Source organism: Bifidobacterium sp. LH_491 (assembly GCF_056356495.1).
The window spans coordinates 502455-516205 of the sequence record NZ_JBKEUI010000001.1 but is presented as its reverse complement, the minus strand read 5'-3'; the positions used below and the strand labels follow the sequence as shown (position 1 = coordinate 516205).

Here is a 13751-nt window from a genome sequence, read left to right as displayed (position 1 = left end):
ATTTAATCATTTGTACAATTATACATCATTTCGTCTCATTTGTCGAGACCCAACATGCCTCTGACCTGCGGTTATTCAGCCGGGAACCCCGCAATCTCCCGCACCGTGTTCACCATCGACAGGGTCGCCTTCGCGGCCTTGCCCCTGCGAGCGCACCGCGTTCTCCGTACACGACCATTCGGGCCAGAGCGAGAGCAGAGCGGCCAAATCCTTCTTGAACCCGTATTTGCCGATGGGGCGGCCCGAAGGCTGGTTCTTCTGCATCCACGCGCAGTACAGCTCGTAGGCGAAATCCCACGGGAGCAAATCCCACGAAACAGCGGGAAGAACCTCCTCGCAGAACTGGCGAATCGGGTCGTTGTACGTCTTGAAATCCGTCAGCATGTCCTTACAGGTCTGGGGGATGGTCAACTCGTAATAGTCCGTCTCGTAGAGCAGGCGGTAGAGCACGTACTCAAGGACCTCCCTGCGATGCAGGTAGTCATTCTTGATGTACTTGCGCTCGTGTCCTTCGAATCGCTTCTCGAACGGAATCACGAGCAATCGCCTGTACATGGATTCCGACTTGTCCTTGAGCTTCGGGAACTCGTTCACGCACCGAATCATGAACCCATGGAACATGAACGTCCTCGGGTCCTTGAACTTGCGATTTATCTGGAACGGGTCATGCGTGATTACCGACTTGAGCGCCGCCGCATCGTCAACGAAGGTGCCCGTGTCGTTCTCGTCGGTGATAATCGCGGAAACACGGCAGAGGGGTTCCAGCATGAACTGCTGGGAGAACGCCTTCAGGGGCACTGAGGCCCAAGTCCCTCGACCGCAGAGATTGCGAATCAGGATGCACAGCGTTCCCTTGCCGTTGTTGCCCGACGTGGAGTAGAACCATGCGGTCTTGTTCCAGCTCGCTGCGGGGCGAATCGTCGCGCCCATGACCTCCCAGAGCAGGTCGACGACTTCAGGGTCGTCCGAAAGCTCGTTCATCCACGAGACCACATCCCAATCCGTACCGTCGTCATCGTTGTGGATGACCGGATTCTGGGCATTCGGGACGAAATCGACCTTCGACTTGCTCGTGAACACATACTCCGGGTCGAAACCGAGGAGCACCTTGCTCCCGTAGTCAAAGATTCCGTTGTTGACCGGAATCAAATCACGGTCGGAACAGCGCTCGACCCGCTTGCAGATGGAACGTAGGATTGCGACCGTCTCGTCCACGCCTCGCAAGGACATCGTTTTGTCGTACGAGCGAATCAGGCGCTCCAGAGTCTCGTCTCGGGTGTCGTAGCATCCCTCGTTCTCGCCGTCGGTCTGGTAGATTCCGATATCGAAGTTCCCTCGTTCTCGGCCTTGTTCCAGAGAATGCCCACGCCGTGGTGCAACTCCCTAATCAGAATCGCAATCTGCAAAGGGTGAAGCGCCGTCAGGCGGCGATAGCGCGCCTCTGGTTTCTTCGCATCGGGATAACGCTCGCTCTTCTTAGCGGTCGTAGGTACGTTCTCATCCGGACGTCCCAAGTTGTACTTCTCGATGCAATCGTTCGTTATTTCAAGCAACTCGACCTTGACGGTCGAGAAATCAGGCGACAAATCTGTATCGATATCCGACAGATACGCCAGCGTCACGGCCTCAAGCAGGTCGTCGTACGCTATGGATTGACTTTCGCACATATCTGTGATATCATTTATACAGTTGTTAGGTACCGTCCCGTAAGCGTCGCCAGCGCCGGGGCGGTTTTCTTTTTGCCTCATAACCTCACCTCCTTATTCGATGCCATGGGACATCAGGTACTTCTCGAACGTCTCACGATGGATACGACGGCGGCGGGAATTGCCCGTCATCATGACGAAATTCGCATCCTCTTTGTTCATCAGCTTCCGTACACGGGTCACCCCGATATCGAAGAGGGTGGCCGCCTCGACGGCAGTCAGAAACGGCTTGACCTGAAGAGCGTTCAGGTACGCCGCGTATTCCTCCATCGTCAGCTCATTGCCGCCGATGATTTTCTTCTTGCGGCCCAGAATCGGACTGTTATTAACAGTAGGCATATCCATTCCTCCTTTTTCTGCCTATAAACGCAAAAAAGCGGCGAACCAGAATCCGGCAATCAAGCTGAAATCTGATTCGCCGCTCGTCACGTTCGTGCGATTGCCGTCCTATTTGGACGGGTAGACGCTGTTGCCTCCCAAATCGGCTCGTCAGACCGACGCAGTTTCGAGGGCAGACCCTCAGCGGCTTCCTCCCGAGCCTCAGACTCGGTCTCAGATAGGCTTACGTCGGTATATCCCGGCCGCTATCCATCGGCAATCATGTCGCGAATACATCTATTCTTGTTCATTATACTTCATTCAACGCGAAAAAGCAATACTGAAGCACGCATTTACGCAGGTCAGGGGCTTGTCCGACGCTGTTTCCCGCCATAAATGAGCGGAAACGCCGACAAAAAATTGCTCGTCTCAAAAATCGTCGTACAGAAGAAAAGGGCGGATTGTCTAAGCTCGAAACTTTGGCACAACTTTGTTGTGCCAAAAAGTTGTGACATGCAGGAAACCACCGAAACGCATGTTCTCCTCACCGTGTACTCGGAATCTAATTCCGCATCAAGCGAAGCGAGATGCAGGTTGTGCCCCCACATCCTCTTCAAAATGTCCTCAGGGCCGTTTTACGGCACAGAAAAGCCCGAAGGGTAACAAGTACCACCTCGGGCTTAAAACATCTTAAAACGCAAAATACAGCGTCAAAAAAACGAAAAGGGGACGCCCTAAAGGGCATCCCCAAATCTATACACAAGCGCGAACTCATTCTTGATGAAGAAGAGTTCGACGCTTCCTCTTCTGGTGGAGCTGCGGGGAATTGAACCCCGGTCCGATAACCGTACCCTCAGTCTTCTACGTGCGTAGTTTGCTGGCCAGATGGCAAGTATTCTGCCCCCGCCTATGTCGCAAACAACCGGCGGCGGGCATATCCACAGTAAGTGTCCCTCACGCGCCCTGCGGCCCAATACGTGAGGCTAGTCTTCTTAACGACGCTCAACATCTCCCCGAAGACATGAGAGAGTGAACGGAGCGGCTGCTCGCTGGTTTATATCTGGCGCGAAGCTCAGGCAGCGAGAGCGAACTCAGTGCTGTTAGATTTGGCACTTATTGTTGTTGCGGAGGACATCCACGAGCGGACTCCGCGTTCTCGGCACGCTTCCCTGCGACGAACAGGTCACCGTCGAAACCGATCAGCCCCAATCTTGAATTATCAAGCTCGGCGTAATGCCGGACTTCCACTGTACACCATAATCGCGCCCAACATTGCCGATTCGCCACAAGCACAGCGCGCCGCCCGGCTCACACACCCCATCCGCATACGCTGCTTTTGCACAACTGCGCAACATGCTCAACCCGCATATACCGAGCACACCTTGCGCTAGCCTTGCGCATATGAAGGTTATTGTGCAGCGCGTCTCCCAAGCCCAGGTCAGCATCATCGACGAAGCCACCGGTGACGCGGATTCCACTATCCCAGTGCAGCGTATCGACCACGGTCTGGTGGCGCTGGTGGGCGTCAGCGACACCGACACCATGCAGACCGTGGAATGGATGGCACGCAAAATCGCCAATATGCGCATTTTCGAAGACGACCAAGGCAAAATGAACCGTTCCGTACTCGAGGTGCGCGGTTCGATACTGTCCGTTTCGCAGTTCACGCTGTTCGCCGCGGTCAAACACGGCAACCGCCCCAGCTTCACCGAGGCCGGCAACCCCGAACACGCCAAACGCCTATGGCTTGCCTTCAACGAGGCGTTACGCGTCTATGGCGTGACCGTGCGCGAAGGTCAGTTCGCCGCACACATGCAAGTGAGCCTGGTCAACGACGGGCCTGTCACCATTCCCATCGACACCGACCATCTGCACTAGACGGCGGACAAGACGCAAAAACACCCCACCCTATTTGATGATCGGGCGCAGCGGTGCGGAAACATCCACATTATGCTTGTCGCCGATCACATTCGGATCGTTGATGATCTTATCCACCACCGCTTTTTTCAACGTCAGTTCGGAGGCATCGCCCCATACGATGGTACGGTCACCGGTTTTCATGCGCGTGGTAATGGAGTCCTGCGTGTCCGCAGTGACTTCCGCAATGTCCACGCGCCACGATTCAGGCAGCGACCCTAAAATCTTCAATGCCGCCTGTACGGCGCGGTTACGCAGTCCCAACTCCACATTGCGCACCTGAATTACCGGAATGCCATCTACCGAAACATCTTTTACCGCGTTAAGCACACGCCCTTTGCTGTCCACGGCGGTCATGGTGCCATCGGAAGTTTTCAACATCGCCGCTGGCTTTTGCGCCTTCACCGTCACTTGCAAACTCTTAGGATACTGTTTCACCGCCTGAGCCTGCGTAACGCCCGGTATTTGGTTGAGCTGATCTTCCACCGTTCCCGTGGAAACCAAGAACAACGATTTGCCTTCCTGCTGTTCGGCAATGCTCATAATCTGCTGTTCGCTCACCCACTCATTGCCACCGGAAATCTCAATACGATCGCGTTCCAGCATGAATACCGGCGACCACAGCAGCAGCCATGTCACCGCCGCCAGCACTACTGCCACGGCAACGCCAATACCGATGCGCAGCGCCATAGACCGTATGCCCGCGCGTTTACGTTCCTTCAAACGAGCGTTGAAATCCACGATTTTAGGCCGTGTGATCACACCCAGCATGCCTGCCGTTTCATCCAATGTGCGGCGCACGACATCATCGCCTTGCAAGGAACGGGCATCCACAAACGCTCCGGACGATGATGCCCGACGAGCCACCCCATTGCCCCCGGCTTCACGTTGCGACGCCGAAGCCGTGGATTTCGTCGTACGCCCGGCGAGCATACGACTGGACGGCGATGTCTTCGACGGCGACGTTCCTGCCGATGTGCGCACCGAACGCATCGAACGCACCGAACCAGCATGTGGCGCATTGCCAGTATGCGTGTCTTGCGAATCGTCTTGCGGCGTCTGCTGCGACACCTCGCCAGCCTTGCCGCGCAATCGCCTCGGCAGCTTGCCGGCTAGTTTGCCGGCGAATTTGCCGGACACTCCCTGCATCCACGCTTTCGCCGAATCTTTCGCCCGAGCATTCGCCGCTGTGTCAGCAGCCTCCGCAGCAGTCACATCAACAGCGCTATCGGCAATCGCACCTGACGCCATACGCTCTGTGGACGCCCGCCCCGATGCCACACGACCAGAAGCCACACGCCCCGCTGAGCGCACTGGCTGCGCTGACTGCGCACCGCCCGACTCGCCGGATGACGCCGACCGCACCCGCCGCGCCATAACTACGCCACCTTGCCTTCTCGCTCACGCAGCGCCGTCAGCAGCACCTCGCACTGCCGCACAATGTCGCCCGCACCAACCGTGATAATCACGTCACCCTCACCAGCCTCATGCGCTACAGCCAACGCCGCCTCGCGCGCATCGGGAATCACCCGCATCGCACACGATTCAGCCGAATCATATTCCCGCACAATACTTGCCGCTGACACCTCGGGAAAATCTTCCTGACGCTCACGCGCCGGATAAATATCGGTGACGGTAACATCATCCGCCAACGCCAACGCCTGGGCGAACTGCGGCGCAAAATCGCGCGTGCGAGAGAACAAATGCGGCTGGAACACCACACGCAACACCGCTTGCGGGTAACGGCCGCGAGCCGCTTTCAACAATGCCTCGATCTCCGTGGGGTGATGCGCGTAATCATCAACCACCGTTACCCCATCGGCCACGCCACGCACCTCAAAACGACGCGACGCCCCCAAAAAGTCAGCCACACTATCAACCGCACGCCGCACCGGCATTCCCAACAAACATGCCGCAGTAATCGCCGCAGCAGCATTGCGCGCATTATGCACACCAGGAATCGACAACACCATCGGCACACGGCACGCATCCTGCCCCGTTACCGCCGCAGGCACCGACAGCACGGCATGTTCATTGCCGCTTCCAGCCTGCTCACTCGCCTCATCGATACCCACGCACGCGGCCACACGCACTCCATCGACCACACCGGCTCGCCATTGCGTGTCGGCATTCGTCGTCACCGCCACCACACGAGATGCAACGTCCTGCGGCAACGCGCGAAGCACCGCCAACGATCCTTCATCATCGACGCACAACACCACCCAGCGCGTGGCATGCCCGGCGTGCTCGACAAACGCCTGCCTATACCGCTCCACCGTGCCGTAATGGTCAAGATGATCGGCCTCCACGTTAGTGATAATGGCAATGGAGGGATGATATTTGGCGAAACTGCCGTCGGATTCGTCCGCTTCCGCCACCATCACCACACCGCTGCCCGCATGTCCGCCATCACGAGCCACGCCGTCAGCCGATTGCAACATGCCGCCAATGGCATAACTCGGGTCAGCCAGCTCGCCTTCACCGCCGCGCTCGAACAGATGCGCCAACAATGAGCTCGTCGTGGTTTTGCCATGCGCCCCCGCCACGGTCACGCCTTGCTTGCCAACCATGAGCAAGGCAAGCACGTCGCTACGGTGAATCACACGAATATCATGCGCCAGCGCATACGCCAATTCAGGATTATCCGCCTTGATGGCACTGGAATACACCACCGTGTCTGCATGGTGTACATTATCGGCACGCTGCCCGATGCATACGCGCACCCCCAACTCACGCAAACGCTGGGTTTTGGCGTTCTCCTCACGATCCGAGCCGGACACGGCGACACCGCGCTCATGCAACATTTCCGCAAGCACGCTCATACCCGCCCCTCCGATGCCGATGAAATGCGTAGCCCCCAACTCACGCACATCATCGAGGCAGGCGCACCGCGCCACCGTAGGATCCAATACCGACTGTGCGGTTTGCTGCGTTTGCGACACGACACCGACTCCTTCTATTAGCGACTCGCCTACCCCATTATGGTCGCGCCCGACCGCTGACACGGCCAGACAAGCAGAACCACATCATTTCACCATATGCAACACGCGATCGGCCATTACCTGCGCCGCATCACGCACGCCGTATTCCCACGACGCCCGTCCCATGGCCGCGAGCCGCCCAGCATCCGACAGCAACGGCAGCACATGGTCACGCACCCAAGCATCCGTAAATTCGGCATCCTCAACCAACACGCCACCACCCGCCTGCACCACCGGCTGGGCGTTAAAACGCTGCTCGCCGTTACCGATAGGCAACGGCACATACACCGCAGGCAATCCCAACGCGCTCAATTCGTTCACCGTGCCCGCACCCGACCGGCAAATCACCAAATCAGCGCATGCAAACGCCAAATCAATACGCTCGCTGTATTCCGCCACATGGTAGTCCCCGCCGCGCTCACCCAACGCGGACAACACACCCTCGCCGGCATGCTCGCTCACCAACTGGCGTACTTGCTCGGCCTTGCCCTTACCGGTCAGATGCACCACCTGGGCGACACGCAACAGCGCATCGGCGCTCGAGGCAACCGCCACATTGACATGCACCGCCCCCAACGAACCGCCGGTAACCACCACTACCGGGCGGCCCGGATCAAGCCCCAATGCTTGAGCGGCACGTTCACGCACGCCAGCCGCATCATGTTCACGCTGGTCACACAACTGCGCGATCGCCGGACGCAACGGCAGTCCGATACGTTCCACCGTTTGCCCAGAACGTGCCGCAAAGCCCGTATGCTCATAGGCCGTCGCCACATATTGCGCCCAACGGGCTCCCAAACGATTGGCCATGCCGGCACGAACATTCTGTTCATGAATGGCGATGGGAATACCCATGCCCTGCGCCGCCGAATACACCGGAGCCGAGGCGTAGCCGCCGAAACCCACTACCACATCGGCATGGCGACGCTGCAAAATCTCCCGACACATCGCCTTCTGCCGATGCCAACGCCGGGGAAATGCCAGCGCGGCCCGATTCAGCCGACGCGGGAACGGCACCTTCTCAATCACATCCAACGGCAACCCCGCCGCAGGGACCAAATCATGCTCCAACCCCACCGCGGTGCCCACCACGCTCAATTGCACTTGGGGACATTGGCGACGCAAAGCATCCGCCACCGACAACAACGGATTGACATGACCGGCAGTGCCACCGCCTGCCAGCACAATATGAGGAGCACTGTTCATACCGTCGAGCTTAGCGCACCCAAGCTACCGAGGCACTGCTTGCAACATCCCGTCAACGCATGACGATAGAGCCGACGCTCCATCAGACCGCCAGCAAGCACAAGAATCAACGACCTAATGCCGAGGACTCTGCCCGAATCTGCGGCTGCGCACGCATCATGCTGCACGCCGTCCCCGAAGCAATCAAACACATAATCAGCGAAGAACCACCAGCAGACACGAACGGCATAGGAACGCCAATAACCGGCAGAAAACCAATCACCACCATAATATTCATCAATGCCTGTCCGATTAGCCATGCCATAATGCTCACTAAAACAGATGCATAATAATGATTCGGCGAGCACCGAGCCACCCACAGCAAACACCATCCCAACACGACAAACAGAACCATCACCATTGCCGCGCCGATAAACCCAGTTTCCTCACCGATAATCGCAAAAATAAAATCGTTATGAGCCTCCGGCAAATAATTCCACTTCTCCTTGGAATTGCCAATGCCAACGCCTAATAATCCACCTGACGCCATCGCATACCGCGCGTGTAACGACTGATAGCACACACCCTGCATCGAACTGGCGTCGCAACCACCATATGTCGCCAACACACGATTCAAACGATTGGGACTCATGAGCACCAATCCGACGAACCCCATAGCCAGCACCAGACCCGTACCCAACACATATTTCCACGGGAAACCACCCAGCAGCATCGCCACCACGCCAACACCGCCAACCACAATACACGTACCGATATCATGTCCCAACAGCACCAGCCCGATGCACCCGGCAAATACCGCTAGCGGGAAACCAAACGCATTGATGAAATTGCTATTTTTATAACGCTCACGCCCCACCATCATCGCATGGGGCATCCAAATACACAATGCAAACTTCATAACCTCCGCAGGCTGCATGCTAAACAAACCGAACACCGAAATCCAACCGGTGTTACCGTTCGCGCCACGCCCCAGCGAAGTTATGGTGAGAAACTGCAACAGCATAGAAAACAGCACTACCGCACCACCGCACCGCTGATAGTAAGCGGCCGGCACCCGCATAGCTATAAAGCCCAACACCAAGCCCAACACACAGAACTGTCCCTGACTCAACAGTTCTCCCCATGGAGACCCACCCTGCGACACTTGGCTAACCACCGAGCTGGAAAACACCATCACCACGCCGAAAAACGTGAGCAACAGCACCGTCACCCGGAACCCGTGGTAGCACCACAACGGATTGAGCAGACTGCGCATACCCGTGTATTGGTTGAACGCGGCGATATCCACATCGTTCGACGTGCCACGCGACGAAGACGACGAAGGACCAGACGAAGCGGCGGACGACGACAGCCTGAACCGCGACGAGGATGGAGACGATGAGGACAGGGACGAAGAAGCCCCCGAGGAGGCGCTGCGACGAATCCTAGCCATGAAACTTCACCCACTCCTGCGCACACTGCGCGAACTGATTGCCACGATCAGCATACGACACAAACTGATCCATAGACGCGCAAGCCGGTGCCAGCAGCACCACCGCATCACGCACGCCACTCTCGCGCGCCAATGCCCCCGCGGCCTCAACAGCACGCCGCATCACCGTCGCACGATCCTCAGGGTCAATGCGGCGCACCGGCACATCCGGTGCTTCGTCAGCCAAAGCCGACTCTATAGGCTCGCCGTCCACGCCCAACACCACCACGCCACACAAACGGTCGGCGCACTCACGCACCACCGAGGAGAAGCGAGCGCCCTTGGCCAAACCTCCGGCAAGCCACACCACACTGCCAGGCGCGAAACTATGCAGCGACGCAGCCGCTGCATGAGCATTGGTCGCCTTGGAATCATCCACAAACCGTATGTTTGCACCATCATGCAAGCGTGTCTGCGCCACCGTGGCAATGCGATGCCCCCCGGGAGCGAACGACACCAATCCATCCAGCGCCAACTGGCAATCAGCACCGTAGCCCAACACCAATGCCAGCGCCACCAGCGCATCGGCCAACAAATGCGGGTACACCGTGCCGTCCGGTTCTCGCAAATGCTCCAACCGCGCCACTTCCAACACGCGCACCGGCTCTCTCGGCTTGCCACCGGCCACGCCGCTGCAATCGACGATCCAGCCGTCGCATACACCCAACTGCCCCGACGTAGGCTCCCCCAAGGTCACACCAACCATACGGCAGCCCTCGGCACGATGCGCTTGGCTCGCCACGCGACTCACCCGCACATCGTCCGCGTTGTACACCAACGCCCGACGCACGCCATCATACACCCGCGCCTTATCGCGCACATAACCTTCCATGCCGCCGTGCCAATCCAAATGGTCATCGGCGATGTTGGTAATCGCGGCGCAATCCAATGCCATGCCATGCGTGTAATGCAACTGGAAGGAGCTCAACTCCACGCACAGCACATCATGCTGCGGCTCGCACGCCGCGCCCGACACCGGCACACCGATATTGCCCACCGCCGGAGCGTCCAGCCCGCACGCCGTCAGCATGGCCGACACCATTTGCGTCGTCGAGGTTTTGCCATTCGTGCCGGTAATGCCGATCCACGCGGCCGGTTTGCCGGTGCGCTCCGACGGCACACGCATCCGCCAGCCCAGCTCCACTTCGCTCATCACCGCAACGCCCTGCGACTCGGCATGCCGTAGCCATGACGTCGAAGGCGCAAACACCGGGGACACCACCAAGGCATCCATCGAATCCCACGGCACGGCATTGCCATCGTGATAATCGGCCTCCTCCTGCCGCTCATCAACACTGACCACACGACCTGCAACGCCGTCCAATACCGTAAGCGCACACCGTCCTGACACACCCAGGCCAGCCACCGCCACCGTCGCGCCTTGCAATTCCATTTCGCCTCTTTTCATCCGCGCCCGCACCAGCCGAACACAGGTCGCTGACAGATGCCATCAGACGTGTGCCGACATCACGGCAACGCCATACCGACTAGCCCAGCAGCAACCCCGAACGCACCACCCAATCGCCGTAGAAAATCACCACGCCGATCAGCACAAACATCAACTCAACCATCCAGAAACGCACCACCACTTTGCCTTCGGTCCAGCCCAACAATTCAAAATGATGATGAATCGGAGCCATCTTGAACACGCGCTTGCGCGTCATCTTGAAATAGCCAACCTGAATGACATCCGACATCGCCTCAATCACATACAAGCCACCAATAATCACGGCCAAAAACTCGGTATGCGTGGCAATCGACAGCGCACAGAACAAGCCACCCAACGCCAGCGAGCCGGTGTCACCCATAAAAATCGACGCCGGATTGGAGTTATACCATAGGAAGCCAAAGCACGACACCGCCGCGCACAAGGCAATAATCGTCAAATCCAACGGATCGGACACCGCATAGGTAAATCCCGCATGTGTGCCGCCCTGCACATGGTAGCTTTCCCAGAACGCAATCAGGCCATAGCCGGTAAACGCAATCATCGACGAGCCGGAAGCCAAACCATCCAATCCATCCGTCAAATTCACCGCGTTCGTCCACGCCGTCATGAGGAAATTCACCCAAATCACGAACAACACAATGGCCAGCACCCGACCAGCCGCCTCAAACGTAATGAACGGATGCTCGATAAAACTGATGCCCGCCTGAGCGCTGGGAAGCCCCGACTTAGTCGGCACCATCAATGACAGCACCGCATACACCGTCGCCAACAAGAATTGCCCGATGAACTTCGCCGAAACCGACAACCCTAAATTTTGCTTCTTGCGTACCTTGGCAAAATCGTCGATGAATCCCAACAATCCCATCGACAACATGGCGAACAGCACCAACATGGCGCTCCATGACGGCATGTCGCCATAAGCCAACCCGCGATACAATGCCGAAGCCGCCCACCCCAGCACAATGGCGATATTGATGACCACGCCGCCCATCGTCGGCGTACCACGCTTAACCTGATGGGATTGCGGGCCATCCTGGCGAATGTACTGTCCGTAATGCAACTTATGCACCAGACGAATCAACAGCGGGGTGCCCACGATGGTAACCACCAAAGACACCAAGATGCCGATAATTACGGAAATCACCCTATGCTCTCCATTCGTCGTGGACGGTTGGGGCCGCCTCGAATACCTGCCGCGCGTCCATCACCGGGCCGAAGACCATCGTGACGCCAACGCGCTCAACCCCGAGGCATGGGAGCCTTTCAGCAGCGCCACCATGCCTGGGTGTTCGTCGGACAAACGCCTCACCAGCGCGTCTGCCCGCTCAATGTCATGCACCAAGTCTACCGATACGGATGCCCCATCGTCGAGAGCCATGCACGCACCACGCGCAATCGCCTCCGCCAACGCATCCACATGCCCGTCATCACACGAGCCAACCGCCACCACGGCATCCACACCGCGCTCAACGGCCAGCGCGCCGATACGCTCATGCAATACCATCTCATCATCCCCCAATTCCAGCATGGCGCCCAACACCGCCACACGGAACACCGGATTCTCGCCGCCCCACGCACACAACCCCTCAATACCAGCACGCATCGAATCAGGATTGGCGTTAAAGGAGTCGTCAATCACCGTAAACGAACCAGCCCCCTGAGGCACATCAATCACCGCCATGCGATGCGCGCTCATACGGTCCATATCATGCAGCACTTGAGCAATCGTCGCCATCGGCATGCCATACGCATGCGCCACACTGGCCGCCGCCAACGCATTCATCACATTATGCGCACCGCGAACACCCAACGTTACCGACGTCGAACCACCATCAGCGTCATGGAACACGGCCGTAGCCCTAGCCTGCGCATCCACCCACACCTCGTCGGCGAACAATCCGGTGCGCGAACCATCATCATGCATACCGAACCACAGCACATCGCCATCCGCAAGTTCGGCCATTGCCGTCACATGGGCATCGTCCGCATTCAACACGGCGACACCGCCCGCACGTAAACCACGCACCATCTCGCTTTTCGCCTCGGCAATGCGCTCCACCGAGCCAAACTCACCCACATGGGCCACGCCAACCTTCAGCACCACCGCCATATCAGGCGGCACCAGCGACGTCAAACGGGCAATCTCACCGACATGGTTAGCCCCCATCTCCGCCACCAAAAACCGCGTGTGCGCATCGACCCGCAAAGCAGTCAGCGGCAAGCCAATCTCATTATTGAACGACCCAACCGGCGCCACTGTCGGCCCCAATCGAGACAGCAACGCAGCCAACATATCCTTCGTCGTGGTCTTGCCCACCGAACCGGTGACACCCACCACCGCAAACGGCTCTTCGGCAGCGCGGCGACGGCGAATATTGTCCTTCGCCAGCAGTCCCAACGCCTCCACCGTATCCGACACCACCACCTGAACAATAGGTACGTCGGCAAGCTCATGGTCAACTATCGCGCATACCGCGCCCCGGCTCGCAGCCTGCGTCACAAACTCATGGCCATCCACCCGTTCACCGACAATGGCCACAAACAGCGACCCAGCACACACCTCGCGCGAATCGGTAAGAGCCGAGGTCACCATTACATCGTCACCAGACTCCCCAGAAACCGGCACCACCCGGCCATAAACCGCTTGCGCAACCTGCGCCACACACATGGGCAGCATACACATCCTCCTTCAGTACGCCGCG

Annotated in this window: 11 protein-coding genes and 1 other RNA gene; 1 reads left to right on the top strand and 11 read right to left on the bottom strand. The window is 58.1% G+C overall.

The window, feature by feature from the left end; translation table 11 throughout:
- Positions 1–75: 75 nt before the first annotated feature.
- From AC1AWK_RS01670 to ssrA, 4 genes are all read right to left on the bottom strand, one after another.
- A complete protein-coding gene (locus AC1AWK_RS01670; RefSeq protein WP_476567590.1) occupies positions 76–1230 on the bottom strand; it encodes a DNA primase family protein in 1155 nt (384 codons plus the stop codon).
- Between the two features lie 20 nt (positions 1231–1250).
- The gene (locus AC1AWK_RS01665; RefSeq protein WP_476567588.1) at positions 1251–1748 is read right to left on the bottom strand and encodes a hypothetical protein; all 498 of its coding nucleotides are present in this window, start codon (positions 1746–1748) and stop codon (positions 1251–1253) included.
- Between the two features lie 12 nt (positions 1749–1760).
- Entirely contained in the window at positions 1761–2045 is a 285-nt protein-coding gene (locus AC1AWK_RS01660) for a helix-turn-helix domain-containing protein (RefSeq protein ID WP_476567587.1), read from the bottom strand.
- Between the two features lie 787 nt (positions 2046–2832).
- Positions 2833–3231, bottom strand: a transfer-messenger RNA (tmRNA) gene (gene ssrA / locus AC1AWK_RS01655).
- Between the two features lie 194 nt (positions 3232–3425).
- Here ssrA and dtd point away from each other — a divergent pair.
- Positions 3426–3902: a D-aminoacyl-tRNA deacylase gene (gene dtd / locus AC1AWK_RS01650; protein ID WP_476567585.1), complete on the top strand. Its 477-nt coding sequence runs from the start codon at positions 3426–3428 to the stop codon at positions 3900–3902.
- Between the two features lie 30 nt (positions 3903–3932).
- Here dtd and AC1AWK_RS01645 read toward each other — a convergent pair whose 3' ends face one another.
- From AC1AWK_RS01645 to AC1AWK_RS01615, 7 genes are all read right to left on the bottom strand, one after another.
- Complete coding sequence (locus AC1AWK_RS01645) at positions 3933–5318, bottom strand: cell division protein FtsQ/DivIB (RefSeq protein ID WP_476567583.1); 1386 nt, start codon at positions 5316–5318, stop codon at positions 3933–3935.
- Between the two features lie 2 nt (positions 5319–5320).
- On the bottom strand, positions 5321–6883 hold the full coding sequence (murC, locus tag AC1AWK_RS01640) for a UDP-N-acetylmuramate--L-alanine ligase (protein WP_476567582.1): 1563 nt from the start codon (positions 6881–6883) through the stop codon (positions 5321–5323).
- Between the two features lie 84 nt (positions 6884–6967).
- Positions 6968–8128 (bottom strand): UDP-N-acetylglucosamine--N-acetylmuramyl-(pentapeptide) pyrophosphoryl-undecaprenol N-acetylglucosamine transferase, encoded by a 1161-nt coding sequence (locus AC1AWK_RS01635; protein ID WP_476567580.1) that lies wholly within the window; start codon positions 8126–8128, stop codon positions 6968–6970.
- Between the two features lie 106 nt (positions 8129–8234).
- Positions 8235–9560 carry an FtsW/RodA/SpoVE family cell cycle protein gene (locus tag AC1AWK_RS01630; protein ID WP_476567578.1) on the bottom strand — a complete coding sequence of 442 codons (1326 nt, stop codon included), beginning with the start codon at positions 9558–9560 and terminating at the stop codon, positions 8235–8237.
- Positions 9553–11007, bottom strand: a complete 1455-nt coding sequence (gene murD, locus AC1AWK_RS01625) for a UDP-N-acetylmuramoyl-L-alanine--D-glutamate ligase (protein WP_476567576.1) — start codon at positions 11005–11007, stop codon at positions 9553–9555. The genes AC1AWK_RS01630 and murD overlap by 8 nt, the downstream gene beginning before the upstream one ends.
- Before the next feature lie 79 nt (positions 11008–11086).
- The gene (gene mraY / locus AC1AWK_RS01620) at positions 11087–12193 is read right to left on the bottom strand and encodes a phospho-N-acetylmuramoyl-pentapeptide-transferase (RefSeq protein ID WP_476567575.1); all 1107 of its coding nucleotides are present in this window, start codon (positions 12191–12193) and stop codon (positions 11087–11089) included.
- A 60-nt stretch (positions 12194–12253) separates the two neighbouring features.
- Positions 12254–13726, bottom strand: a complete 1473-nt coding sequence (locus AC1AWK_RS01615) for a UDP-N-acetylmuramoyl-tripeptide--D-alanyl-D-alanine ligase (protein WP_476567573.1) — start codon at positions 13724–13726, stop codon at positions 12254–12256.
- Positions 13727–13751: the final 25 nt, after the last annotated feature.